Raw genomic sequence first — 25,800 nt, forward strand, 5'->3', positions numbered from 1 at the left:
AGGCAACGGTTGAACCGGTGGAATTCCGGTACCGACAGTTAAAGTCTGGATGGGAGAAGCACGTACAGGTGGCAGCCATGGGCCACCGGGTACGGTCACTGGCCGTTAACCCGGAGCGCCCGGACCTACCGCACTGTCGTTCCCCCGGAGCCGCCGCGGCTCGAAAGGAACGGCATGGATTTTCTGCGGTGGCTCTTTGAAGCTCAGATTCCCGTTGCCGGCAGCTCACTGCTGCTGCGCGAAGTTCTGGGAAACATTTTTGGACTCCTCAGCGCCCTCGGCGGCATGCGCCGAAAAGTATGGGCCTGGCCGGTGGGCATCGTCGGCAACCTCCTGCTGCTGACCGTCTTCCTTGGCTCGCTGTTCGGCTCGGCCAGCACGGCCAACCTGCTGGGACAGGCCGGCCGGCAAATCATGTTCATTGCGGTGGCAGTTTACGGCTGGAACCGCTGGCGCGCCGCCCGAAACGGCACCGGCACCGCCATTACCCCGCAGTGGGCCGGCGCCAAGGCGCGTGTGGGCCTGGTGGCGGCACTGCTCTTGGGCACTGTGGCCCTGACACCGGTCTTCGCTGCCCTCGGGTCCTACGAGCCGGTGTGGGCCGATGCCTGGACCTTCGTCGGTTCGCTGCTGGCCACCTACGGCATGGCGCGCGGCTGGGTTGAATTCTGGCTGATCTGGGTCGCGGTGGACATTGTGGGCGTGCCGCTGCTGTTCAGCGCCGGCTACTACGCCAGCGCCTTCATGTATCTCTTCTACGGCGGCTTCACCCTGGTCGGATTCTTCGTCTGGTGGCGGGCCAATGCACAGGCCAAGCCCGAGGTGCAGACGCTGCACCCCGATCCGCGAATCGGGCAGCCGGCACGGGCCGGCGGCGACGACGAGCCGGTGCGTGTGCCATGAGCCAGCCAGCCGCTGGCATCAGCCAGCAATTTTCGACGGCGGAGCAGCGCGGCATGGAGCTGGCACTCCGGGCCGCCGGGCAGGGCGTGCGCGGGGCAAATCCCTTGGTGGGAGCGGCGATCATCGACCCGCGCGGCGAGGTGCTCAGCACCGGGTACCACCGGGGAGCGGGCACGCCGCACGCCGAAGTGGATGCGCTGGCGAACGTGCCGTCGGGGCGCGAAGCCGAGCTGGCGGACTGCACCATGCTGGTGACCCTGGAGCCGTGCAATCACCGCGGCCGCACGGGCCCCTGTTCCGGCGCCATCCTGGAAGCGGGCGTCGGTTCGCTCATCTACGCTGCGGCCGACCCCACCGACCAGGCCGCCGGCGGAGCCCAGCGGCTGGCCGCAGCCGGCGTCGCCGTCCGCACCGGGCTGATGCCGCAGCAGGCGCAGGAGCTGAACCACCGCTGGTTCCAGGCCCGGCGGGAAGGTCGGCCGTTCACCACGCTGCACATCGCCCAGACGGTGGACGGGCTGATCGCTGCGGCAGACGGCACCAGCCAATGGATCACCGGGGAGGAAGCCCGAGCCGACAGCCACGGCATCCGCTCCCGCGCGGATGCGATCATCGCCGGAAACGGAACCATCGCCGCCGACAACCCCCGGCTGACCGCCCGGGACCGGGCCGGAGCCGAGACTCCCGGCCAGCCCCTGCGCGTCGTGATGGGGCGCCGGAAGGTGCCCGCAGACGTGGCAGTCCGCGGCACCGATGGCCGTTTCCTGCAGCTGGCCACGCATGATCCCGCCGAAGTATTGGCCGACCTGGCCGGGCGTGGTGTTGACCACGCCATGATCGAAGGCGGAGCCACCATTGCCTCGGCCTTCCTGCGCGCCGACCTGGTCGATGAACTGGTCCTCTATCTGGCGCCGCTGATGCTCGGTGCCGGCACCCGCGCGGTGTCCGACCTCGGCATCGGGACACTGACCGAGGCAGGCCGGTGGCGCTGGGATAGCGCCGGCGGCATTGCCCGCACCTTGGGCGCTGACCTGCGCCTGCACCTTGAACCCCTGCCGTTCCGCGGCACCCAGAAAGGCAAGTGAATGTTTACCGGAATCATCGCCGAACAAGGGCGGGTTGAATCGCTGGACCTGAGTCCGGCCACCGACAGCGCCGTGCTGACCTTCACCGCGCCCCGGACGGCACCCGGCCTCGGGCTCGGCGGGTCGATCGCCGTCAACGGCGTGTGCCTCACCGCCGTCGCGCTGGACGGCAGCCGGGTCAGCGTGGACGTGATGGGCGAGACGCTCACCCGCACCACCACCGGCTCGCTCCAGCCGGGACAGAGTGTCAACCTGGAACGCTGCGTGCCGGCCGGCGGGCGGCTGGACGGCCACGTGGTCCAAGGGCATGTGGACGGCGTGGTCACGCTGGCTGAACGCGAGGACCTGGGCGACTGGGAACGGCTGCGTTTCACCGTACCCCAGGAGCTGGCCCGCTACATCGCGGAGAAAGGGTCCATCGCCGTCGACGGCGTCTCGCTGACGGTTACCTCGGTCAGCGATGCAGCAGCGGCGACGCAGTTCTTCGAAGTGGGCCTGATTCCCACCACCCTGGCCGACACCGGGCTGGGCGCGAAGCAGCCCGGCGACACGGTGAACCTGGAAGTGGACGTGCTGGCCAAGTACGCCGAGCGCCTGCTGGCCTTTACCCCGGGAGCCCGGTCATGAGCGCCGCGGTGGAGCCGCGGATCGCGCTCGACACCATCGAATCCGCCGTGGCGGCGATCGCCGCGGGCCGCGCCGTCGTGGTCGTTGATGACGAGGACCGGGAAAACGAGGGCGACATCATCTTCGCCGCGGACGCAGCCACCCCCGAGCTGATGGGCTGGACCATCCGCCATACGTCGGGCGTCATTTGCGTGCCGCTCGCGGCGGCCCGCGCCGACGAACTGGGGCTGCCGCCGATGGTCGAGGTTAACCAGGATGCCAAGGGCACGGCCTATACGGTGTCCTGCGATGCTGCCGCCGGTGTGACCACCGGGATTAGTGCCGCGGATCGGGCGCGCACCGCATCGGTGCTCGCCGGGGCGGAAAGCACCGCCGCGGACTTGACCCGGCCCGGCCATGTCTTTCCCTTGCGCGCGGTCGACGGCGGAGTGCTGGCGCGGCGCGGACACACCGAGGCCGCCGTGGACCTGTGCCGCTTGGGCGGGCGGGCGCCGGTCGGCGTCATCGCCGAGCTGGTGCATGACGAGGGGGACATGATGCGGCTGCCGGCCCTGCGCGCCTTCGCCGACGAACACAACTGCCCGCTGGTCTCGATCGAGGACCTCGCGAACCACCTGTCCGGGGCACCGGCCCCGGCCTCCCTTTCGAAGGCGGCGGACCGTGGCCACTGACAAGATCCGCGAAAAGGCGCCGGCCGCGACGGTCGAGGCCGGCCCGTCGGTCCAGCTGCCCACCGGCTTCGGCAACTTCACGGCGCAGGCCTGGACGGATGCCGCCACCGGCGTGGAGCACCTGAGCATCACCTCACCAGTCCAGCCGGCGGCCGAGCCGCTGGTCCGGCTGCACTCCGAATGCCTGACCGGGGACGTGTTCGCGTCCTACCGCTGCGACTGCGGCGAACAACTGGAACAGGCGCTGGGGCTGATCGGCGAGCAAGGCGGAACCGTCCTGTACCTGCGAGGCCAGGAGGGGCGCGGCATCGGACTGGCCAACAAAATGCGGGCCTACGCCCTGCAGGAAGCCGGCGCTGACACCGTGGAAGCCAACGAGCAGTTGGGGCTGCCCGTGGATGCGCGCGACTATTCGGCTGCGGCTGCCATCCTGCGAGCCATGGGCATTGGGTCCATCCGGCTGCTGAGCAACAACCCGGTCAAGAGCGTGACTCTGGCAGCACTGGGGATCAAGGTGGTGGAGATGGTGACCGCTGAAGTTCCCTTCCGCGAGCAGAACCGCCGCTATCTGGAGACGAAGCGGGACCGGATGGACCACCGGCTGGCCGTCCTGCAGACCACACCGGTGCAGCAGAGCTGACGCCTGCGCCCCGGCCACACATCCACTACTGACACAACATTCACGAAGGAAGAACATGAGCGGACACGGAGCCCCAGTCATCGACATCACCGGCCTGCAGGAGGCGACCGGCGGGCTGAAGCTCGCCATTGTCGCCGCCAGTTGGCACACCCAGATCATGGACGGTCTGGTCAACGGCGCCCTGCGCGCGGCCTCCGAGGCGGGGATCGACGACCCTGCCGTGGTCCGCGTGCCCGGCGCCTTCGAGCTGCCCGTGGCAGCCGCCCGCCTGGCCCCGCACTATGACGCAGTGGTGGCGCTCGGCGTCGTGATCCGCGGGGGCACGCCGCACTTCGAATACGTGTGCCAGGCCGCCACGGAGGGCCTGACCGAGGTCAGCGTCCGGACCGGCAAGCCGGTGGGCTTCGGCGTGCTCACCTGCGATACGGAGCAGCAAGGCCTGGACCGTGCAGGTCTGGCGGACTCCACCGAGGACAAGGGGCACGAAGCGGTCACCGCGGCCCTGACGACCGCGGCCACGCTCCGAGGCATGGGCGTCTGAGCGGCAGCCCGGCGCGCCGGAGGGGTTCTTCGTCACAATGGGGATGGCGGTTTGTCGCCGTCGCGCGCTCCTGACGTAGGCTAAAGGGCGTGAAATCCTTCGAATCCCTGTTTGCGGAACTGAGCGACAAGGCGCAGCAGCGCCCGGAGGGCTCCCGTACGGTAGCCGAGCTGGATTCCGGCATCCACGGGATCGGGAAAAAGGTCGTCGAAGAGGCCGCCGAAGTCTGGATGGCAGCCGAATACGAAACCGACGAAGCCGCCGCCGAGGAAATCTCCCAGCTGCTGTACCACCTGCAGGTCCTGATGATCGCCAAGGGACTGCAGCTGGAGGACGTCTACAAGCATCTGTAGCGGGACGCCGCCCTCGTCGTCGCCCCGCCCGGACCCAGGCCGACCCATCCTTGAAGGCCGCGCTGCGGCCGAGCCGATTCCAGAAAGACTTTCACATGCTCCGTGTAGCTGTTCCCAACAAGGGATCCCTGTCCGAGGCCGCCTCCGCCATGCTGGGGGAAGCCGGTTACCGCCAGCGCCGCGACACCCGCGAACTGGTCATGACCGACCCGGACAACGATATTGAGTTCTTCTTCCTGCGCCCCCGCGACATCGCCGTCTATGTAGGGTCCGGCACCCTGGACGTCGGCATCACCGGCCGCGACCTGTTCCTGGACGCCCAGGTGGAGGCGGTGGAGCTGATGAACCTCGGGTTCGGGACCTCCACGTTCCGCTTCGCCGGCCCGGTGGGGGAGTTCTCCCGCGCCGAGCAATTGAACGGCAAGCGCCTGGCCACCAGCTACGACGGGCTCTTGCGCAGCTACCTGTCCGAGCGCGGCGTCGAAGCCTCCGTCGTCCGCTTGGACGGAGCGGTTGAATCCTCCGTCCGCCTGGGTGTTGCCGATGCGATTGCCGATGTTGTGGAAACCGGCAACACGCTGCGCGCCGCAGGCATGGAGATCTTCGGCGACCCCATCCTGAAGTCCGAGGCCGTGCTGATCGGCCGCTCCGGTGAGGCCCCTCCGCCCGGGCTGGCAGTGCTGATGCGCCGGCTGCGCGGTGTGATTGTGGCCCGCGAATACGTGATGATGGACTACGACATCCGCAAGGATCTGGTGGATGCCGCCGCGACGCTGACCCCCGGTCTGGAATCACCCACGGTCTCGCCGCTGCGCGACACCGACTGGGTGGCCGTGCGTTCAATGGTCCGCCGGAACCAGACCAACCGGATCATGGACGAGCTCTACGATCTCGGTGCCCGGGCCATTCTGGTCAGCACCATCCACGCCTGCCGCATCTGATCGCTCCGGAGTAAGCCATGACTGTTGCCATCCGCGTTATCCCCTGCCTCGACGTCGACGCCGGACGTGTGGTCAAGGGAGTTAATTTCGAAGGCCTGCGCGACGCCGGTGATCCGGTGGAGCTGGCGCACCGGTACGACCGTGCCGGCGCCGACGAGCTGACGTTCCTGGACGTGACCGCTTCCTCCGGCAACCGTGAAACGACGTTCGACGTCGTGGCCCGCACCGCCGAGGAAGTGTTCATCCCGCTGACCGTAGGCGGCGGCGTGCGGGAAGTCGCCGATGTGGACAAGCTGCTGCGGTTCGGAGCCGACAAGGCCGCGATCAATACCGCCGCGGTTGCCCGGCCCGACGTGATTGACGAAATCACCCGCCATTTTGGCTCACAGGTGCTGGTGCTCTCCCTGGATGCCCGCCGCACCGACAATCCCTCGGTAGCCTCCGGATTCGAAGTCACCACGCACGGCGGCCGCCGGGGCACCGGGATCGACGCGGTGCAGTGGGCGAAGGAAGCAGCGGAGCGCGGCGTGGGGGAGCTGCTGCTTAACTCGATCGACGCCGACGGCACCAAGGACGGGTTCGACCTGGAAATGATCCGCGCCGTCCGGGCCGCCGTGAACGTACCGCTGATCGCTTCGGGCGGCGCCGGCAAGCCGGAGCATTTCCCGCCGGCCGTGGCCGCCGGAGCCGACGCCGTGCTGGCCGCCTCGGTGTTCCACTTTGGTCCCGACGACGCGATTGCCCAGGTCAAGCAGGCCATCCGGGACGCGGGCTACCCGGTCCGCTGAGATTCAGAGGCCGATTTCGGCGCTCTCCAGCAGGGCCAGCGCATCGGGCTGGCCCTCAAAGGTGACCAAGGCATGCTTGGTGCGGCCGAAGGCATGCATCAGCAGCTCGCTGGGTTCTCCGACGATGGCCACCGAAACCGGCGCGCGCTTGGCCACGTGCCGCGGTCCGTCCGGACGGACCAGCACGATGCCCAGGTCCACTCCCCGGTACAACAGCGCGGCACGCTTGACCAAGTCGTCCCACAGCGCCGTTGAGTAGTCCTCGTCCAGGGCGCGCGGCGCCCAGCGGTCGGTGGCGCGGCGCACGTCCTCGGTATGGACGAAGAATTCCACCAGATTGGCCACGTTATCCAGGGCCGGGACCTTGAACGGCGACATGGCCGGCGGCCCGGCGCGGAAGGCTTCCACCAGTTTGGCGTAGCCGGCGGTGGCACGGGCCTTGTCCGCCGTCTTCCTGGTGGCGACGTCGGAAACCTTGGCGAGCGGCTTAAAGGCCAGCCCGAGGGCTGCACCCACCCGGTGTTCGCGAATATAGAGGTGCGCGGCAAGCTCCGCCGTCTTCCATCCCGCGCACAGGGTGGGCGAATCCGGCCCGGCAGCCAGCAAGGTCTCGGCCAGGACTTCACGGGACGGATTTACGTAATGCATCACTTCTGAACCTAGCACGAAGGCGCCGTTTTCGGGCCGCAAATCCGGTCCGTCCAAGCCGTCCTGGCGCGGGCAGGGGGCACCGGGACTTGGCACTAGACTTGTAGGGATGTCGTCCCAGCCTGATTCCCCGAAGACTCTGCCGCCCGCCGCCGCTCCGACGGCCCTCGATCCTGCCGTCGCCCAGCGGCTCAAACGCGACTCCGCGGGCCTGGTGGCCGCGGTGGTCCAGCAGTTCGATTCCGGCGAGGTGCTGATGCTCGGCTGGATGGACGATGAGGCGCTGCACCGCACATTGACCAGCGGCCGTGTGACGTTTTATTCACGCTCGCGGCAGGAATACTGGCGCAAGGGCGATACGTCCGGGCACGTGCAGTTCGTGAAGTCGGTGGCCTTGGACTGCGACGGCGATGCCCTGTTGGTCCGGGTGGACCAAGTGGGGGCGGCCTGCCACACGGGCACCCGCACCTGCTTTGACGGCCGCGACCTCGACGCTGTTGCCGGCCGCCGTCAGGCGTCGGACGAGACACCAGCGCTGGACAGCTGAAGAAGCTGCCGGCCCCTTTTTCCAACCCCAGCTTGATCAGCGACTGAAGCGAAAGACGGATAACGCATGCAGGACCTCGGAGTCATCAGCCCCAGCCTGGAAGAATTCCGCACCCTGGCGCGGAACCGACGGGTAATCCCGGTGTCCCTCAAGGTGCTCGCCGATGACCAGACCCCGATTTCGATCTACCGCAAACTTGCGGGCGAGCGGCCGGGCACCTTCCTGCTGGAATCCGCTGCCGTGGGAGGCGTCTGGTCGCGCTATTCGTTTATCGGGGCCCATTCGCGGGCGACGCTGACCACCAAGGACGGACAGGCGCACTGGCTGGGCGAGCCGCCGGTGGGCGTGCCGCGCGACGGCAACCCGGTGGAGGCGCTGCGCGCCACCGTGGAGGCGCTGCGCACGGAACGCTTCGAATCGCTGCCGCCGCTGACCTCCGGGCTGGTCGGCTTCGTCGGCTGGGAAGCCGTGCGCCACTGGGAGAAGCTGACCTCCCCGCCGGAGGACGATCTGAACCTGCCCGAACTAGCCATGAACCTGGTCACCGATTTGGCCGTGCACGACAACGCCGAAGGCACGGTCACGCTGATTGCCAATGCGATCAACTTCGACAACCGGGACGAGCGCGTCGACGAGGCATGGCTGGATGCCGTCAAGCGGGCCAAGCACATGCTGGCCCAACTGGCCGAACCGCTGGCGCAGCAGGTGTCCGTGCTGGAAGACTCCGCGCTGGCAACCGACGACCTGATGAACAGTGTGACCCACCGCTGGGCCCGGGATAAGTATCTGGCCGCCGTGGATCGTGGCAAGGAAGCAATTGTCGACGGCGAAGTGTTCCAGGTGGTGATCTCCCGCCGGTTCGAGGCCGAATGCTCGGCCACGGCGCTGGACGTCTACCGGGTGCTGCGGAACCTCAATCCCAGCCCTTACATGTACCTGTTCAGCCTGGAAGACGCCGACGGCGTGGGCTACTCGATCGTGGGATCTTCCCCGGAAGCGCTGGTCACCGTGACCGGCGATGAAGTCATCACGCATCCGATCGCCGGATCGCGGCCGCGCGGGCACAGCGTGGAGCATGACAAGGAACTGGCCGAGGAACTGCTGGCGGATCAGAAGGAACGCGCCGAGCACCTGATGCTGGTCGACCTGGCCCGCAACGACATCTCCAAGGTCTGCAAGCCCGGCAGCGTCGACGTCACCCAGTTCATGGAAGTGGAAAAGTTCAGCCACATCATGCACCTGGTCTCCACCGTGGTGGGCCGGCTGTCGCCGGACAAGACCGCCTACGACGTGCTGGCCGCGACGTTCCCGGCCGGAACGCTCTCCGGCGCCCCCAAACCGCGCGCGCTGCGGCTGCTGGATGAACTCGAACCACACCGCCGCGGCGTCTACGGCGGCGTGGTGGGCTACCTGGACTTTGCCGGGGACATGGACATGGCCATCGCCATCCGCTCCGCGCTGCTGCGCGGCGGGACCGCCTACGTCCAGTCCGGGGGCGGGATCGTGGCCGACTCCCAGCCGGAGGCCGAGGCGCTCGAGACCGTGAACAAGGCGGCAGCTCCGCTGCGGGCGGTGACGCTGGCGGCGCGGCTGCACCAGGCCAACCCGGCGCACGTGCCGGTGAAGGGGCAGCAATGAGCGAAGACAAGACCACACCGGCCGAGGGCCAGGCGCCCGGGCAGGGGACGGGCGGGTCGCGTTGGCAGCGCAAGGGCATGGTGGTGCTCGCCGCGGTCGCGGTCGCCCTGGCCGCCTTCGGGACAACGACGCAGACCTGGCTCACCGCCCATCTCCCGGGAACCAGGGTCCAGACACCGGACGTCAGCGTGGCCGGCAGCGATGCCGCCACCGCCGTGACGGCCCTGGCCCTGGTGGCGCTGGCCGCGGCCTTGGCGGCGTCCATTGCCGGCCGGATTGCGCGCATCGTGATCGCCGTGCTGCTGGCAGCGGCCGGCATCGGCATTGCCGCAGCGAGCTTGGCCGTGATCGCCAATCCCACGGCCGCCGCCTCGGCCGGCATCGGCGAGGCAACGGGCCAGATTGGGGGAGAGGCCGCCGTCGTCGTCACTGCCTTTCCGTACCTCGCGACCGTCGCGGGGATCCTACTGGTGGCGACGGCCATCTGGCTGGTGCTGGCCGGCCGGTCCTGGGCGGCGTCGAAGAAGTACGTGCCGGCCGCTGAGCGGCAGGCCGACGGCATGCCCTCCGACCGGGCCGGCAGTGTCGACGAAATCGACAGCTGGGACCAGCTCAGCCGCGGCGAGGACCCGACCGACTGAACCGCCGGCGCCGGCTCCGGACGGGAAGCCGGGCCGCCGGCCGGCGTGTCACACTGGCCTGCCATGCCGCTAAACAATGGCAGAATGAAGTAGCAGAACCGTTTAGAGGGAGAAACATCATGGCTAACCACGCCTCCACCACCGAAACCGCAATGAAGACGGATCCGGCAGGCAGCATCCACGACGAAGTCATCGGCCACGGCAACAGCCCCGCCGCCTGGACCTGCGTGTTCATCATGATCGCCGGCTCCATCGTGTCCGGCATCGGTTTCGCCATGGCGTCGAACGTGATTTTCTGGGCCGGCGTGGTCGTGATCTTCCTTGGCCTGATCGCTGGCTGGATCATGAAGAAGGCCGGCTACGGCGTGGACGGCAGCAAGATCCAGGGCAGCGGACACTGAGCGTGACCGTTCTCGACGACATCATCGTTGGGGTCCGGGAAGACCTCGAATCCCGGCGCGCCCAGGTACCGCTCGCGGAGATCAAGCGACTGGCCGCCGAAGCGCCCGCACCGCGTGACGCCTACGCAGCCCTAGGCGGCAACGATTCACCCCGTGCGGCGCTGAAGGTGATCGCCGAGGTCAAGCGCAAGAGCCCCTCCAAGGGAGAGCTCGCCTCGATCGCCGATCCTGCCGAGCTGGGCGCTGCTTACGAACGCGGCGGGGCCGCCGTCATCAGCGTCTTGACGGAGCAGCGCAGGTTCAACGGCTCGCTGGCCGACTTCGACGCCGTCCGCGCCGTGGTGGACCTGCCGCTGCTGCGCAAGGACTTCAACGTTGAGGAATACCAGATCTTCGAGGCCCGCGCCCACGGTGCGGACCTGGTGCTGCTGATCGTCGCCGCCTTGGACGATGCCGAGCTGAAAGCTTTGCTGGCCCTCACGCACGAACTGGGCATGAACGCCTTGGTGGAGACGCACACCGCCGAGGAAATCGACCGGGCCGTGGCCGTTGGCGCACGCATCATCGGAGTGAACGTCCGCAACCTCAAGACGCTGGACGTGGACCGCTCGGTGTTCGCGGAGCTCGCGGGCAGGATTCCGGCCGACGCGGTGGTGGTGGCGGAATCCGGCGTCCGCTCGGTGGCAGATGTCCGCGACTACGCAAGCCAGGGCGCCAACGCCGTCCTGGTGGGCGAAGCACTGGTCACGATGGGTGATCCGGAAGCAACCGTTGCCGAATTCGGCGCGGCCGGCTCCGAAGCCGTTGCCGCCCGCCGCTGAGGCAACGGCCCGTACGACGTAAGAATCCTTCAGGGGCAGGCAGCGGCCATCCGTGGCTCCGCGGCCTGCCTCCAGCACTAGACAGGACCGCCATGACGCAGAGCCCCGACACCCCGGCAGAGTCCGGAAACCCACAGGAAGCAGCCGACGCCTTCCTCGCCGGAAGCAGCCTGCGCCATGCCCCCGGCCCGTACTTCGGCGCCTTCGGCGGGCGCTGGATGCCCGAATCCCTGATTGCGGCGCTGGACGAGCTGGAAGACACCTTCGAAAAGGCCAAGGCCGACCCCGAGTTCATCGCCCAGGTCGCCGAGCTGAATAAGAACTACTCCGGGCGGCCCTCGCTGTTGACCGAAGCCAAGCGCTTCTCCCAGCATGCCGGTGGCGCCCGGATCTTCCTCAAGCGCGAGGACCTGAACCACACCGGCTCGCACAAGATCAACAACGTGCTGGGCCAGGCCCTGCTGGCCCAGCGCATGGGTAAGACCCGGATCATCGCGGAGACCGGCGCCGGCCAGCACGGCGTGGCCAGCGCCACCGCGGCCGCCCTGCTCGGCATGGAGTGCGTGGTCTACATGGGGGCCGAAGACACCCGCAGGCAGGCCCTGAACGTTGCCCGGATGGAACTGCTCGGAGCTACCGTGGTGCCCGTCACCGCCGGGTCACAGACACTCAAGGACGCCATCAACGAAGCGCTGCGCGACTGGGTAGCCAACGTGCAGAACACCCACTACCTGCTGGGCACCGCGGCCGGGGCTCATCCCTTCCCCTCGCTCGTGCGCTACTTCCATGAGGTCATCGGCGAGGAAGCCCGCGCCCAGATACTGGATCAGACCGGCCGCCTGCCGGACGCCGTCTGTGCCTGCATCGGCGGCGGATCCAACGCGATCGGCATCTTTCACGGCTTCCTGGACGACCGCAAGGTGGCCCTGTACGGTTTCGAAGCCGGCGGCGACGGCGTGGACACCGGCCGCCATGCCGCAACCATCACGTTGGGCCGGCCCGGTGTGCTGCACGGCGCACGCTCCTACCTGATGCAGGACGAGGACGGCCAGACCATCGAGTCGCATTCGATCTCCGCGGGACTCGACTACCCCGGCGTCGGACCCGAGCACTCCTACCTGGCGGACATTGGCAGGGCCAGCTACGAACCGGTCACCGACACCGAAGCCATGGATGCCTTCCGGCTGCTGTGCCGGACCGAGGGGATCATCCCCGCGATCGAATCGTCACACGCCCTGGCCGGAGCGCTGCGGGTGGGCAAGCGCCTGACCGAGGGCAAGGACAATCCGCAGGATGTCATCATCGTGGTGAACCTTTCGGGCCGAGGCGACAAGGACGTAGCCACCGCCGCCGAGTGGTTCGGCCTCTTGCCGGAGCCATCAGCCGAGGCCGAAATCGGCTCCGAAGGAGAGCAGCTGTGAACAATACCACCACTACGAGCAAGTCCGCGGCCGCCATTGACCGCGCCCTGGCCGCCGGCCGGACCGCGCTGGTCGGCTACCTGCCCGCCGGCTACCCGGACGTCCAGACCACCATCGATGCCGCCGTCGCGCTGGCGGAGAACGGCACCGACGTCATTGAGATCGGCATTCCGTACTCCGACCCGGTGATGGACGGTGCGGTCATCCAGGCCGCCACGGTCCAGGCGCTGAAGGACGGCTTCCGGGTCAGCCAGGTGTTCGAGATCGTCGCCGGCATCACCGCCCGCTGCGACGCCGCCGTGCTGGTGATGACGTACTGGAACCCGGTCATGCGCATGGGAGTCGACGAATTCTCCCGCCGCTTGGCAGAAGCCGGCGGCGCCGGGCTCATCACGCCCGACCTGATTCCGGACGAGGCCGCCGAATGGTTCGAGGCCTCGGACAAGTACGGGCTGGACCGGGTCTTCCTGGTCGCCCCCTCGTCCTCGCCGGAACGGATGGCCATGACGGTCAAGGCCAGCCGCGGCTTCGTCTATGCGGTGTCCATCATGGGCGTCACCGGCGCCCGCGAGAATGTCTCCAGCGCTGCCGAGCGAGTGGTCCAGGCCGCGCACGAGGCCGGCGCCGAACGGGTCTGCGTCGGCTTGGGCGTCTCGAGCGCGGAGCACGTGCGGGAGATTGGCGCCTATGCCGAAGGCGCCATCGTCGGCACGGCGCTGGTGGCCGAACTCGGCCACTCCGGTGTGGAAGCACTGGGCGCACTGGCGGCGCGGCTGAGCGAAGGCACAGCCCGGGCCTGACAGAATGACCGGTGGGTCAGCGGCTCGCCCGCGGCCGCGCCCCGACCCGCAAACTTCGGCCTAGAGGACGAATCTGGTGTACAGCACGACTATTGCAATGGCCGTCCCGGCATCCATCCCCAGCCCCGGCTGGTCCGGATTTAGCATCGGCCCGCTCACGATCCACGCCTATGCGCTGTGCATCCTGCTGGGCATTGTGGCGGCGCTCTGGCTCACCAGCCGCCGCTGGAAGGCCCGCGGCGGGCCGGACGAATTCATCTGGGACGCGGCCATCTGGGCCATCCCGTTCGGCATCATCGGCGGCCGCCTGTACCACGTCTTCTCCTCGCCCGATGCCTACTTCGGTCCGAACGGCGACCTGGCCCTCATTCCGCAGATCTGGCGCGGCGGGCTGGGCATTTGGGGTGCCGTGGCCTTCGGCCTGCTGGGCGCCTGGATCGCCTGCCGCAGGGCGGGAATCAAGCTGCCGGCCTTCATGGATGCGGCGGCCCCCGGGGTGTTGCTGGCCCAGGCCATCGGGCGCTGGGGCAACTGGTTCAACCAGGAGCTCTTCGGCGCGCCCACCACGCTGCCCTGGGGCCTGCAGATCGACGCGGACAGCCCCAACTTCCCGGCCGACGCGGCCCCGGGCACGTTGTTCCACCCCACGTTCCTTTATGAGTCGCTGTGGAACCTCGCCGGCGTGGCACTGCTGCTGCTGCTGGACAAGCGCTTCAAGTTCCGCCGCGGCATGCTGTTCTGGTTGTACGTCGCGTTCTACACACTCGGCCGGATCTGGATCGAAATGCTGCGCATCGACGATGCAGAGATGATCACCATCGCCGGCATCACCCAGCGCCTGAACGTGTGGACGTCGCTGCTGCTGCTGATCGCTGCCGTGGTGATCTTCATCGTGCTCGCGCGGCAGCCGCGCACCGCGGAGACCGATTCGGTGTACCTGCCGGGCCGGGCGCCGGCTGAGGATGTGGACAGCGTGGAACCGGCTGCGGAAGCGGCAGAGGTGCGCCGGGACGCTTCCACGGACGACGACGGTGTCCCTGCCTCCCGCAGCGACGCTCTCCCTGCGTCCCGCGGCGACAACCCGTCTTCCCCGGCAGCGGGGGAGACGGGCGGGGAAGCGCCCGCGGCAGAACCACGCTTGGATGGCGAACAGCCCACCGCCGCCGACGCCCAGGGCGCCACCGATCCGTTGAGGGCCGACGGGGCAGAGAACAAGCGGGCCCAGGACTAGCGACTTCGAGAAGCCGCCGGAACGAATGCAGACGCGTTCGTTCCGGCGGCTTTGTGCTGTCTCGACGCCTTGCTAAGAATCCGCTGTTAACAATCTGGAAAACGCTCGTTAAAATATCAGAAAAATCTGGGTTACAGGGTTCCCGCCGTGCTATCGTCTCTCTACCGTAGAACTGAGAGGTTCTGCGGATCGGTCGGCCCTCATCGGCAGACCGGAACGAACAGGTACGCACCATCCCGGACTACCGCCCGGAGGCAGAAATGCAGCGTGCCGACCACACTGACGTGGATAATCCGCCGGTCAAGGCGCACCACTAGTGCGGTCCCCGGCGGTCGTGGCTGATCGACCGCACCGTTTATCCTTGCGGCCCCATCCGAACCCTGAACATCGAGTGAGCTGTTCCGGGGGAGTGTGCCACGGAATCTCCAGTGCATCACGGGCCGGCTTGTCCGCAAGCTGAACCGGGCGGGGCCAGTGCCGTCCCCTTCTCACGTACATCTAGGAGAAGGAAGTTCAGATGACTCCTCCATTCAAGGGGTCGAGTACCCCACGCATCCTCGGCGGCGGACACGGGCACCAGCACAGCACAGTGCAATCGCCGTTCAGTCGTTTCGCCGCCTACCCGGAACAGACCGGGCTGTACGATCCCGCGAACGAAAAGGATGCCTGCGGCCTGGCCGTGATCGCCACCCTCAGGGGCGAGCCCGGGCACGACATCGTCGATGCGGCGCTGACGGCGCTGCGCAATCTGGAACACCGCGGCGCGGTCGGCGCCGACGAAGGAACCGGTGATGGCGCCGGGTTGCTCACCCAAATTCCCGACGAATTCTTCCGGGCCGTGGTGGGCTTCGAACTGCCCGAGCCGGGCCATTACGCGGCCGGAACCGCCTTCCTGCCCAGCGACGAAGCCGAAGCCGCGGTAGCCCGGGACGGCGTGGAATCCCTGGCCGCCTCCGAAGGCCTCACCGTACTCGGCTGGCGCGAAGTGCCCGTGGTCGCCGACCTGGTCGGCGCCATGGCCCGGTCCTGCATGCCCCATTTTGTCCAGGTGTTCCTGGGCCTGGACGCCGGCGCTGCCGCCGGAAACGATCTGGACGCCCGCGTTTTCCGGGTGCGCAAGCGCGCCCAAAACAAGTACGGGGTGTACTTCCCGTCGCTGTCATCGAAGACCATCGTCTACAAGGGCATGCTGACCACCGCGCAGCTGGAACCCTTCTACCCGGACCTCTCCGACCCCCGGTTCAAGACCAAGCTCGGCATTGTCCACTCCCGCTTCTCCACCAACACTTTCCCCTCCTGGCCGCTGGCTCAGCCGTTCCGCACCATCGCGCACAACGGCGAGATCAACACGGTCAAGGGCAACCGCAATTGGATGCGCGCCCGGCAGTCGCAGCTGAAGAGCCCGCTGCTGGGCGATACGCCGGAAGAGCTGTTCCCGATCTGCACTCCGGGGGCTTCCGACTCCGCCTCATTCGACGAAGTCGCTGAACTGCTGATGCTCTCCGGCCGGCCGATCACGCACGCCATCATGATGATGATCCCCGAGGCGTGGGAAAACCACGCCACGATGGATCCGGAGCGACGCGCTTTCTACCAGTACCACTCCATGCTGATGGAGCCGTGGGACGGCCCCGCGGCCGTGTCCTTTACGGATGGCAAGCTCGTCGGAGCGGTGCTGGACCGCAACGGGCTGCGCCCGGCCCGTTACTGGGTGACCGAGGACGGGCTGGTCGTGCTGGCCTCCGAGGTCGGCGTGGTCAACGTTGATCCGGCCAAGGTGGTCCAGAAGGGCCGGGTCTCGCCCGGCAAGATGTTCCTGGTGGACACCGAGGCCGGACGGCTGGTCGAAGACCAGGAAGTTAAGGCCGAGGTCGCGGCGGCCAACCCGTGGGGTGACTGGCTCAAGGAGAACATGATCCGGCTGGAGGACCTGCCGGAGCGCGAGCACGTGGTGCACACCACCGCATCGGTCAACCTGCGCCAGCAGACCTTCGGTTACACGCACGAAGAGCTCCGGATCCTGCTGGGCCCGATGGCCCGCACCGGGGCCGAGCCGCTGGGCGCCATGGGCACAGACACTCCCATCGCGGTGCTGTCCAAGCGGCCCCGGCTGCTGTTCGACTACTTCGTGCAGTCTTTCGCCCAGGTGACCAACCCTCCGCTGGACTCAATCCGCGAGGAACTGGTGACGTCGCTGCGTTCGTCGATCGGCCCGGACGGCAACCTGCTGGCCACCGGCCGAGTACGTACCACCCGGGTTGCCTTGAAGTTCCCGGTGGTCAACAACGACGAACTGGCCAAGATCACCGCGATGGAAGACGAAGAGGGCAACCGCGTCTCGCTGAAGGTGCGCGGCCTCTACCGACCCGACGGCGGCGCTTCCGAGCTGGCCGCCAGGCTGCAGGAAATCTGCGAAAAGGTCTCCGGCGCCGTCAACCGCGGCGTGAAATTCATTGTGCTCTCCGACCGGGACTCGAACGCCCAGTGGGCACCGATCCCCACGCTGCTGCTGACCAGCGCGGTGCACCACCACCTGCTCAAGAGCGCCAACCGGACCAAGATCTCGCTGCTGGTGGAAGCCGGGGACGTTCGCGAAGTCCACCACGTTGCCGTGCTCATCGGGTTCGGCGCCTCGGCGGTGAACCCGTATCTGGCGATGGAAAGCTGCGAGGAACTGGTGCGCAACGGTCACCTGCCCGGCGTGACCGAAGCCCAGGCCGTGCAGAACCTGATCAAGGGTCTGGGCAAGGGCGTGCTGAAGATCATGTCCAAGATGGGCATCTCTACCGTCTCTTCCTACTGCGGAGCCCAGACATTCGAAGCGATCGGCTTGTCCCAGCCGCTGGTGGACCAGTATTTCGCCGGCACGCAGTCCCTGCTGGGCGGCGTCGGTCTGGACATCATCGCCGCAGAAGCCGCGGCCCGTCATGCCAGGGCCTACCCGTCCGACGGAATCGAGGACCCGCACCGCACGCTGGAGACCGGCGGCGAGTACCAGTGGCGCCGGGAAGGGCCGCCGCACCTGTTCAACCCGGAGACCGTGTTCCGGCTGCAGCATTCCACCCGGGAACGCCGCTACGACGTCTTCAAGGCCTACACCCGCGGCGTGGACGACCAGTCCAAGGAGCTGATGACGCTGCGCGGGCTGCTGAAGTTCAAGTCCGGCGACCGCCCGGCGGTTCCGCTGGAGGAGGTCGAGCCGGTTTCCAGCATCGTCAAACGGTTCTCCACCGGGGCGATGAGCTACGGCTCCATCTCGCAAGAGGCACACGAAACACTGGCCATTGCCATGAACCGGCTCGGCGCCAAGTCGAACACCGGCGAAGGGGGCGAAGACGTGGATCGGTTGCTCGACCCGGAGCGCCGGTCCGCGATCAAGCAGGTGGCCTCCGGCCGGTTCGGCGTCACCAGCCTGTATCTGACGAACGCCACGGACATCCAGATCAAGATGGCCCAGGGAGCCAAGCCCGGCGAGGGCGGCCAGCTGATGAGCCAGAAGGTCTACCCCTGGGTGGCCCGGACCCGGCACTCAACCCCCGGGGTGGGCCTTATCTCGCCGCCGCCGCACCACGACATTTACTCGATTGAGGACCTGGCGCAGCTGATCTACGACCTGAAGCGCTCAAACCCTTCGGCACGCGTGCACGTGAAGCTGGTCTCCGAAGTCGGGATCGGCACCGTGGCCGCCGGCGTGACCAAGGCGAAGGCCGACGTCGTCCTTGTTTCAGGGCACGACGGCGGAACCGGCGCCAGTCCGCTGAACTCGCTCAAGCATGCCGGCGCCCCCTGGGAAGTGGGGCTGGCCGAGACCCAGCAGACACTGATGCTCAACGGACTGCGCGACCGCGTGGTGGTGCAGGTGGACGGCCAGCTGAAGACCGGCCGCGACGTCATGATCGCTGCCCTGCTGGGCGGCGAGGAGTTTGGCTTCGCCACCGCGCCGCTGGTGGTTTCCGGCTGCATCATGATGCGCGTCTGCCACCTGGATACCTGCCCGGTGGGCGTTGCCACGCAGAACCCCGAACTGCGTCGGCGGTTCACCGGCAAGCCCGAGTTCGTGGTGAACTTCTTCGAGTTCATCGCGGAGGAAGTGCGCGAGCTGCTGGCGGAACTGGGCTTCCGCAGCCTGGAAGAAGCCATCGGCCATGCCGAGCTGCTGGACACCCGCGAAGCGGTCGACCACTGGAAGGCCGACGGCCTGGACCTGGCGCCGATCCTGCGCGGCTACGGCTCCGACGCCGATGTCCCGCTGCGCAACCTGACGACGCAGAACCATGAACTGGACAAGCATTTCGACAACCAGCTGATCGCGATGAGCGCCGACGCGCTGACCCGGCGCGAGCCGGTCCGGATCAGCCTGGACGTGATCAACACGGACCGGTCGGTGGGCACCATGCTGGGCCACGAAGTGACCAAGCGCTTCGGCGTCCAGGCGCTGGCGGACGACACCATCGACGTCACGCTGACCGGCCAGGCCGGCCAGTCGTTGGGAGCCTTCTTGCCGGCCGGGATTACCCTGCGGCTGCTCGGCGACTCGAACGACTACGTGGGCAAGGGGCTCTCCGGCGGCCGGATCATTGTGCGGCCGGACCGGGCCAACGCGTTCGCCTCCGAGCAGAACGTGATTGCGGGCAACGTCATCGGATACGGCGCCACCAGCGGGGAAATGTTCCTGCGTGGCCAGGTGGGCGAGCGGTTCCTTGTGCGGAACTCGGGCGCCACCGCCGTCGTCGAGGGAATCGGCGACCACGGCTGCGAGTACATGACCGGCGGCGTGGCCCTGGTCCTGGGCCCTACCGGCCGCAACTTCGGCGCGGGCATGTCCGGCGGCGTGGCCTACGTGCTGGATTTGGATCCCGCCCGGTTGAACACCCAGGGCGTGGACAGCGGGGAACTGCAACTGCTGCGTCCGGACGCCGTGGACGAACAATCCATCGCCGCGCTGCTCAAGAAGCAGGCAGAGGAGACCGGTTCCGAGCTGGCTGGCCAGCTGCTTGAGGAACTCGAAGACACCCTGACCCGCATCACCAAAGTGCTGCCGCGCGATTACGCGGCGGTGCTGCAAGCCCGGGCGAACGCCGAAACCGAGGGGCTTGACCCCGACGGCGACGTTGTCTGGACCCGAATCCTGGAGGTAACCGGTGGCTGATCCACGCGGATTTTTGAAAGTACGTCAACGGGAGACCCAGCCGCGCCGTCCCGTCCCCGTGCGCATCATGGACTGGAAAGAAGTCTACGAGGCGCAGGAGAAGGGCGTGCTCCGCAGCCAGGCCGGCCGCTGCATGGACTGTGGCATTCCGTTCTGCCATCAGGGCTGCCCGCTGGGCAACCTGATCCCGGAGTGGAACGATCTGACCTGGCGCGACATGGGCCAGGAAGCGATTGAACGGCTGCACGCCACCAACAACTTTCCGGAATTCACCGGCCGGCTGTGCCCGGCACCCTGCGAGGCGTCCTGCGTGCTGGGCATCAACCAGCCGGCCGTGACGATCAAGCAGGTGGAAGTCTCGGTGATCGAGGAGGCTTTCGACCAAGGCTGGGTCACGCCGCATGCTCCGGAACGGTTGACCGGCCACACCATCGCCGTCGTCGGATCCGGACCCGCGGGGCTCGCCGTGGCTCAGCAATTGACGCGGGCCGGCCACACCGTGGCTGTCTACGAACGCGACGACAAGATCGGCGGCTTGCTGCGTTACGGCATCCCGGACTTCAAGATGGAGAAGCAATATCTGGACCGCAGGCTGGACCAGATGCGCGTCGAGGGCACGCGCTTCCGTACCGGGATCGAAGCGGGCAAGGACATCAGCTGGGATCAGCTGCGCCGCCGCTACGACGCCGTGGTGATCGCCACCGGCGCCACCGTGCCGCGGGACCTGCCGATACCCGGGCGTGAGCTGTCGGGCGTGCACTTCGCCATGGATTACCTGGTGCAGGCCAACCGGGTGGTGGCCGGCGAGTCTATTCCCGACCAGATCGACGCCCGGGGCAAGCACGTGGTGATCCTCGGTGGCGGCGACACCGGCGCCGACTGCCTGGGCACGGCGCACCGGCAGCAGGCCGCCTCGGTGACCACGCTGGCCATTGGCAAGCAGCCGCCGGCCGAGCGTGCTGCGCATCAGCCGTGGCCGACGTTCCCCACGCTGTTCGAAGTGGCCAGCGCGCACGAGGAGGGCGGTGAACGGACCTACCTTGCCTCCACCGTCGAGTATGTGGGCGAGAACGGCGTGGTCACTGCCCTGAAGGTTGCCGAAACCGAGTACGTGGAAGGCGGGCGCGTGCCCAAGCCCGGCACCGAGCGGGAAATCCCGGCAGACCTGGTGCTCTTGTCGCTGGGCTTCACCGGGCCGGAGCAAGCCGCGCTGGGCGAGCAGGTCGACGCGGCTTTCGACCAGCGCGGAAACGTCGGCCGGGACGGCAGGTACATGACCAGTGCCGAAGGCATCTTTGTAGCCGGCGACGCCGGCCGCGGACAGTCCCTGATCGTGTGGGCCATCGCCGAAGGCCGCGCCTGTGCCGCTGCCGTCGACGAGTGGCTGACCGGCACCACCCGGCTGCACGCCCCGGTTGCTCCGCAAGACCGGCCGATCGCGGTGCTGCCTTAGTATGGCGTGGCCTGCGCGCCCGTCGCATTCTGATTAGGGTAGGGATATGAGACGCGCAAAAATCGTTGCAACCTTCGGCCCTGCCATCGCCAGCTATGAGAGCACCCTGGCCGTCCTGAAGGCCGGGGTGGACGTGGCCCGGATGAACATGAGCCACGGCGACTACGGCGTGCATCAGCAGACCTACGACAACGTCCGCAAGGCATCCGCCGAGCTGGGCAGGCCGGTGGGGATCTTCGCGGACCTGCAAGGCCCCAAGATCCGGCTGGGCAGGTTCGTGGACGGTCCCCACCACCTGGCGGTGGGGGACCGGTTCACCATCACCACCGAGGACGTGGAAGGAACCCCCGAAATCTGCTCGACGACGCACAAGGGCTTGCCCGGCGACGTCAAGGTGGGGGACTCCTTGCTGATCGACGACGGCAAGGTCGCCCTGAAGGCGATTGAAGTGGACGACGTCAAGGTGGTCACCGAGGTGACCGTGGCGGGCGTGGTGTCCAACAACAAGGGCATCAACCTGCCCGGCGTGGCCGTCAACGTCCCGGCCTTGAGTGAGAAGGACGAGGATGATCTGCGCTGGTCCCTCAAGACCGGCGTCGACATGGTGGCCTTGTCCTTTGTGCGTAACGCCGCCGACGTCCAGCGGGTCCACGAGATCATGGACGAAGAGGGCCGGCGGGTTCCGGTGATCGCCAAGATCGAGAAGCCGCAGGCGGTGGATGCGATCGAGGAGATCATCGACGCGTTCGATGCCATCATGGTGGCCCGCGGCGACCTGGGCGTGGAGCTGCCGCTGGAGGACGTGCCGCTGGTGCAGAAGCGTGCAATCGAACTTGCCCGCCGCTGGGCCAAGCCGGTGATTGTTGCCACCCAGGTGCTCGAATCGATGATCGACAACCCCCGGCCCACGCGGGCGGAAGCCTCGGACTGCGCCAACGCGGTACTCGACGGGGCCGACGCCGTCATGCTCTCCGGGGAAACCAGCGTGGGCAAGTACCCGCTGGAAACCGTCCAGACCATGGCGCGGATCATCGAGTCCACCGAGCAGCATGGCCTGGACCGCGTGCCGCCGCTGGGCAGCCAGCCGAAGACGCGCGGCGGCGCCATCACCCGGGCAGCCGTGCAGATTGCCGACCAGTTGGATGCCAAGTACATCTGTACCTTCACCCAGTCCGGCGACTCGGCGCGGCGGCTGAGCCGGTTGCGTCCGGGCCGGCCGGTCTACGCCTTCACCCCGCTGCAATCCACGCTGAACGTGCTCTCGCTGACGTGGGGCATCCAGCCGCTCGTCGTCGAATTCGTGGAGCACACCGATCAAATGACCGCCCAAGTGGACCGGATCCTCTACGAACGAGGCCTCGTGGAGATCGACGACCTGGTGGTCATCGCCGCCGGTTCGCCTCCCGGTAAGGCCGGCTCCACCAACTCGCTCAAGGTACACCGGGTGGGAGACCTTGCCGATGCCGGCGAAGTGCTCAACGGGCACTCGCACCCGCGCCCCGAAAAGGTCGGGCCGTGGCCGCTATCCTAACCGCAACATAGAGAAACGGGCTCCGGAACATTCCGGAGCCCGTTCTTTTTACCTCGGCGGTCGACCAAGGCCGCTCGCGGCCACATGGAGACCCGGCCGCGTGGAGACCCGGCTAGTTCACCTGGTTGATAATGGTCTCGGCGACTTCGCGCATGCTCAGGCGACGGTCCATCGACGTTTTCTGGATCCAGCGGAACGCCTCCGGCTCCGTCAGGCCCATCTTGGTGATCAGCAGGCTCTTGGCGCGCTCCACCAGCTTCCGCGTCTCGAACTGCTCCTGCAGATCGGAGACCTCGGACTCCAGCGCCGTGATCTCGTCGTGGCGGGAAAGCGCAATCTCGATGGCCGGAATCAGATCCGCCGGACTGAAGGGCTTCACCACGTACGCCATCGCGCCGGCGTCGCGGGCCCGCTCCACCAATTCCTTCTGGCTGAACGCGGTCAGCAGCACCACCGGGGCTATACGCGCCTTGACGATCTGCTCCGCGGCCGTGATCCCATCCATCACCGGCATCTTCACGTCCATGAGGACCAAGTCCGGCTTCAGTTCCTGGGCCAGTTCGACAGCCTTTTCGCCATTGTCGGCTTCAGCAACGACGTCGTATCCCTCACCGCGGAGGATCTCGACAATATCCAAGCGGATCAGTGTCTCGTCCTCCGCAACGACGACGCGGCGAGCGGGGGCAGACTCGGTTTGTTCAGGCACTGGCGCTCCTAGACTGTTTCGTTGCCATTCACCATGGCGTCGGTTCCGTGAAATAGCCTATCTGCATGTAGAGTAGATTCGCGCACCAAGCAGCATGACGGTTTTCACAGTGTGGACCACCGACTTTTGCAACCGGTGCATGCCCGAGTGGCGGAACGGCAGACGCACCGCACTCAAAATGCGGCGGGGAAACTCGTGTGGGTTCGAATCCCACCTCGGGCACATATTTTCACTGTGTAGGCGCTTGTTCGCCTCCGTGAGTGGACGAATGACGTGGGCCCTTTGCGGGGCCTTTTTCGTTCTCGGCCCGCGGCTAGGCGCCGGCCGGAAACTGTTCTGTGAACCGGGGCACACCAGCTGCCCGCCGTTCAGGTTCCGCGGGCCAGGAGGGCGGGCAGTTCCTCCAGGCTGCCGACTGTGTAGTCGGGTGCCCGAAAGTAGGCGGGGTAGCGGGCCTGGGTCCGGTTCAGCCAGCCCGTCCTCAGCCCCGCCCGAGAGGCGCCGTGGATGTCCCACGGGTGGACGGCCACCAGCAGCATCGCGGACGGTACCGTGCCGCAGCTGCGCGCGGCATGGTCGTACGCCGCTTTGGCCGGCTTCCATGCGGGAGCGTCTTGGACGGAGAGCAGGGCTTCGAAGTCGTCGCGGATTCCAGCGGCGCTCAAGAGACCGTCGGCCACTTCCGGGGAACCATTGCTGAGCGTCACCAGACGGAAGCCAGCCGACTTCAGTTGGCGGATCCCTCCCACGACGTCACGGTGCACCGCCAGGGCGGCAAACGCCCCCATGACGTGTTCGACGGCCTGGTCCAGGTCTCGGTTCAGCGGTTGCGGCCGGAGCAGTTCGCGCAGGGAAACAGTACCGATATCGGCAAAGCCAGCGTTGTCTCCGCTGGCTGCCAGGGCGAAGCCATCCCGGAGCACGCCGGCGAACCAGAGCTGGGCCAGATGGGCTGGCGCTCCGGTTTCGGTGAAGCGTCCGGCCAGCGCGGACATGTCCGAGAGAGTTTCATTGACGTCGAAAACGATGACCGACGGTGTGGTGCCCATGGGCAAGTCCTTCCTCGCGGGTTGCCGCTGCCGGCCAGCCTACTCGGGTCCCAGGACGGATTTTGCTTGAGCCCTCGAATCATCCCGAGGGAAGGCTTCCCGAAAGCGCTGGAAAGCGTCCCTGTCAGGACTCTCGGAAGTTACCGCTTCGCAACGTCCCATTCCTCCCATAGCCAAGAGAGCGCGGTTACCGTGGGTCAAACGTTGCTAGAGGACAGGCGGGCACAAAATGCGGGGAATGCTCAAGCTGGGAGTTGCCGCTGCTGCACTGCTGGCGTTGGCCGGCTGCGGCAGCACAGCCAACTCTGGTGGATCCGATCTGAAGGATGCTCCCGAACCGGCGGCCGCCTCCACCGACCAGGCCCACCCTCTGGGCGCCAGAGTAGGCAACCCGCAGCTGCTGGCCAAAGACGGCGACTACAAATTTTATGCCGCAGAGTGGATTGGTGGAGACGGCGGCTCGTGCGTACTCATCCACCACGAGGCCACGGCCGCTGGATGCGGCGGTTCCATCCCATCCGTGACGTTCCAACTCAATCCGCAAGCCCCGGTCGTAGAAGCGAAGCTGATTTCCGAAGACTACGGCACAACCAAGGATCTGGATGAAGGCTGGCAATTGCTGAAGAAGAATCTGCTGGTTCATTACGGAGAACCAGAGTCCTCGGCCTCCTAGCGCTCAGCGCTCCGCGAGACGGCTGCATAAATTGGGCCAGGCACTGCCACACAACCGACAGGACCGGACATGCGTACTTTGGCCAAACTCACAGCTGCTTCCGCGGTATTCCTGGCGCTGGCCAGCTGCACCAATCCCGTCCCCAGGGTTACCGCGTTGATAGCCCCAGCCAGCCCAGAGGACGAATTGCCGGAGGATCACGTAGAAGGCATGGGCGTAGTGGGGGACAGTGTGCGGTTGCTGGCGGATCTGGAAGGCTATGCGTTCTACGCAGCCTTGATGGACACCCCTGAACCCAGCGGAATGTGCGTGATCATGTATAACCCTGATGCCGGCATATCAGCCGGCGGATGTGGCCGACTCCAGTATGAGCGGCCCCTTGGGCTCCAATCCTCTGGAATCAGTGCCAAGCTGATTCCCGATGGGTACAACGCAACCCAGGAACGGGCCGAAGGGTGGATGCAGCCGCATCCGAACCTGCTCGTGAATGGGGCTCAGCTAACCCCCTAACGGAGCATCAGCCAGGCGTGTTCGCCTGCCTA

Annotated in this window: 25 protein-coding genes and 1 tRNA gene; 23 read left to right on the top strand and 3 right to left on the bottom strand. The window is 67.1% G+C overall.

What is annotated here, in order from left to right; genetic code table 11:
- The first annotated feature begins 174 nt into the window (after positions 1 to 174).
- The 9 genes from pnuC (at position 175) to hisF (ending at position 6,549) form a co-directional block, all read left to right on the top strand.
- Positions 175 to 903: a nicotinamide riboside transporter PnuC gene (pnuC, locus tag AC5RWT_RS17440; RefSeq protein WP_494081252.1), complete on the top strand. Its 729-nt coding sequence runs from the start codon at positions 175 to 177 to the stop codon at positions 901 to 903.
- On the top strand, positions 900 to 1,988 hold the full coding sequence (gene ribD, locus AC5RWT_RS17445; protein ID WP_494081253.1) for a bifunctional diaminohydroxyphosphoribosylaminopyrimidine deaminase/5-amino-6-(5-phosphoribosylamino)uracil reductase RibD: 1,089 nt from the start codon (positions 900 to 902) through the stop codon (positions 1,986 to 1,988). Before pnuC ends, ribD begins: the two co-directional genes overlap by 4 nt.
- On the top strand, positions 1,989 to 2,615 hold the full coding sequence (locus tag AC5RWT_RS17450; RefSeq protein ID WP_494081254.1) for a riboflavin synthase: 627 nt from the start codon (positions 1,989 to 1,991) through the stop codon (positions 2,613 to 2,615).
- Positions 2,612 to 3,286, top strand: a complete 675-nt coding sequence (ribB, locus tag AC5RWT_RS17455; RefSeq protein ID WP_494081255.1) for a 3,4-dihydroxy-2-butanone-4-phosphate synthase — start codon at positions 2,612 to 2,614, stop codon at positions 3,284 to 3,286. Before AC5RWT_RS17450 ends, ribB begins: the two co-directional genes overlap by 4 nt.
- Positions 3,276 to 3,926: a GTP cyclohydrolase II gene (gene ribA / locus AC5RWT_RS17460; RefSeq protein WP_494081256.1), complete on the top strand. Its 651-nt coding sequence runs from the start codon at positions 3,276 to 3,278 to the stop codon at positions 3,924 to 3,926. Before ribB ends, ribA begins: the two co-directional genes overlap by 11 nt.
- A 55-nt stretch (positions 3,927 to 3,981) precedes the next feature.
- On the top strand, positions 3,982 to 4,467 hold the full coding sequence (gene ribH / locus AC5RWT_RS17465) for a 6,7-dimethyl-8-ribityllumazine synthase (protein WP_494081257.1): 486 nt from the start codon (positions 3,982 to 3,984) through the stop codon (positions 4,465 to 4,467).
- Between the two features lie 89 nt (positions 4,468 to 4,556).
- The gene (locus AC5RWT_RS17470; protein WP_494043941.1) at positions 4,557 to 4,820 is read left to right on the top strand and encodes a phosphoribosyl-ATP diphosphatase; all 264 of its coding nucleotides are present in this window, start codon (positions 4,557 to 4,559) and stop codon (positions 4,818 to 4,820) included.
- 95 nt (positions 4,821 to 4,915) lie between these two features.
- Positions 4,916 to 5,761: an ATP phosphoribosyltransferase gene (hisG, locus tag AC5RWT_RS17475; protein WP_494081258.1), complete on the top strand. Its 846-nt coding sequence runs from the start codon at positions 4,916 to 4,918 to the stop codon at positions 5,759 to 5,761.
- A 17-nt stretch (positions 5,762 to 5,778) separates the two neighbouring features.
- Positions 5,779 to 6,549: an imidazole glycerol phosphate synthase subunit HisF gene (gene hisF, locus AC5RWT_RS17480; RefSeq protein WP_494043939.1), complete on the top strand. Its 771-nt coding sequence runs from the start codon at positions 5,779 to 5,781 to the stop codon at positions 6,547 to 6,549.
- Between the two features lie 3 nt (positions 6,550 to 6,552).
- Here the strand turns inward: hisF and AC5RWT_RS17485 are convergent, their stop codons facing one another.
- Entirely contained in the window at positions 6,553 to 7,197 is a 645-nt protein-coding gene (locus AC5RWT_RS17485; protein WP_494081282.1) for a TIGR03085 family metal-binding protein, read from the bottom strand.
- Between the two features lie 109 nt (positions 7,198 to 7,306).
- Here AC5RWT_RS17485 and hisI point away from each other — a divergent pair, with 109 nt between their 5' ends.
- The 11 genes from hisI (at position 7,307) to pyk (ending at position 22,830) form a co-directional block, all read left to right on the top strand.
- The gene (hisI, locus tag AC5RWT_RS17490) at positions 7,307 to 7,744 is read left to right on the top strand and encodes a phosphoribosyl-AMP cyclohydrolase (protein WP_494081259.1); all 438 of its coding nucleotides are present in this window, start codon (positions 7,307 to 7,309) and stop codon (positions 7,742 to 7,744) included.
- 66 nt (positions 7,745 to 7,810) lie between these two features.
- A complete protein-coding gene (locus tag AC5RWT_RS17495) occupies positions 7,811 to 9,382 on the top strand; it encodes an anthranilate synthase component I (RefSeq protein WP_494081260.1) in 1,572 nt (523 codons plus the stop codon).
- Positions 9,379 to 10,023, top strand: a complete 645-nt coding sequence (locus AC5RWT_RS17500; RefSeq protein ID WP_494081261.1) for a Trp biosynthesis-associated membrane protein — start codon at positions 9,379 to 9,381, stop codon at positions 10,021 to 10,023. Before AC5RWT_RS17495 ends, AC5RWT_RS17500 begins: the two co-directional genes overlap by 4 nt.
- A gap of 119 nt (positions 10,024 to 10,142) precedes the next feature.
- A complete protein-coding gene (locus AC5RWT_RS17505; protein WP_494043935.1) occupies positions 10,143 to 10,424 on the top strand; it encodes an HGxxPAAW family protein in 282 nt (93 codons plus the stop codon).
- 2 nt (positions 10,425 to 10,426) lie between these two features.
- A complete protein-coding gene (gene trpC, locus AC5RWT_RS17510) occupies positions 10,427 to 11,245 on the top strand; it encodes an indole-3-glycerol phosphate synthase TrpC (RefSeq protein WP_494081262.1) in 819 nt (272 codons plus the stop codon).
- 92 nt (positions 11,246 to 11,337) lie between these two features.
- Positions 11,338 to 12,666, top strand: a complete 1,329-nt coding sequence (gene trpB / locus AC5RWT_RS17515; protein ID WP_494043933.1) for a tryptophan synthase subunit beta — start codon at positions 11,338 to 11,340, stop codon at positions 12,664 to 12,666.
- Positions 12,663 to 13,466 carry a tryptophan synthase subunit alpha gene (gene trpA / locus AC5RWT_RS17520; RefSeq protein ID WP_494081263.1) on the top strand — a complete coding sequence of 268 codons (804 nt, stop codon included), beginning with the start codon at positions 12,663 to 12,665 and terminating at the stop codon, positions 13,464 to 13,466. Before trpB ends, trpA begins: the two co-directional genes overlap by 4 nt.
- Before the next feature lie 97 nt (positions 13,467 to 13,563).
- Positions 13,564 to 14,697, top strand: coding sequence for a prolipoprotein diacylglyceryl transferase (gene lgt, locus AC5RWT_RS17525; RefSeq protein WP_494081283.1), 1,134 nt, complete (start codon positions 13,564 to 13,566; stop codon positions 14,695 to 14,697).
- A 517-nt stretch (positions 14,698 to 15,214) separates the two neighbouring features.
- Complete coding sequence (gene gltB / locus AC5RWT_RS17530) at positions 15,215 to 19,846, top strand: glutamate synthase large subunit (RefSeq protein WP_494081264.1); 4,632 nt, start codon at positions 15,215 to 15,217, stop codon at positions 19,844 to 19,846.
- Positions 19,839 to 21,299, top strand: coding sequence for a glutamate synthase subunit beta (locus AC5RWT_RS17535; protein ID WP_494081265.1), 1,461 nt, complete (start codon positions 19,839 to 19,841; stop codon positions 21,297 to 21,299). The genes gltB and AC5RWT_RS17535 overlap by 8 nt, the downstream gene beginning before the upstream one ends.
- 46 nt (positions 21,300 to 21,345) lie before the next feature.
- Positions 21,346 to 22,830 (top strand): pyruvate kinase, encoded by a 1,485-nt coding sequence (pyk, locus tag AC5RWT_RS17540; RefSeq protein WP_494081266.1) that lies wholly within the window; start codon positions 21,346 to 21,348, stop codon positions 22,828 to 22,830.
- A gap of 112 nt (positions 22,831 to 22,942) precedes the next feature.
- Here the strand turns inward: pyk and AC5RWT_RS17545 are convergent, their stop codons facing one another.
- Positions 22,943 to 23,536, bottom strand: coding sequence for an ANTAR domain-containing response regulator (locus AC5RWT_RS17545; RefSeq protein ID WP_364650009.1), 594 nt, complete (start codon positions 23,534 to 23,536; stop codon positions 22,943 to 22,945).
- Positions 23,537 to 23,677: 141 nt separating this feature from the next.
- On the opposite strand from AC5RWT_RS17545, the gene AC5RWT_RS17550 reads away from it, so the two are divergent.
- Positions 23,678 to 23,758 (top strand) — tRNA-Leu (locus tag AC5RWT_RS17550).
- Positions 23,759 to 23,904: 146 nt separating this feature from the next.
- Here AC5RWT_RS17550 and AC5RWT_RS17555 read toward each other — a convergent pair.
- A complete protein-coding gene (locus AC5RWT_RS17555; RefSeq protein WP_494043927.1) occupies positions 23,905 to 24,585 on the bottom strand; it encodes a haloacid dehalogenase type II in 681 nt (226 codons plus the stop codon).
- Between the two features lie 238 nt (positions 24,586 to 24,823).
- Between AC5RWT_RS17555 and AC5RWT_RS17560 the strand changes: the two genes are divergently transcribed.
- Together AC5RWT_RS17560 and AC5RWT_RS17565 are read left to right on the top strand one after the other, a co-directional pair.
- Entirely contained in the window at positions 24,824 to 25,258 is a 435-nt protein-coding gene (locus AC5RWT_RS17560) for a hypothetical protein (protein ID WP_494081267.1), read from the top strand.
- Positions 25,259 to 25,327: 69 nt separating this feature from the next.
- On the top strand, positions 25,328 to 25,768 hold the full coding sequence (locus AC5RWT_RS17565; protein ID WP_494081268.1) for a hypothetical protein: 441 nt from the start codon (positions 25,328 to 25,330) through the stop codon (positions 25,766 to 25,768).
- The last annotated feature ends 32 nt before the right edge of the window (positions 25,769 to 25,800 follow it).

Source organism: Arthrobacter sp. Dra40, assembly GCF_059091905.1.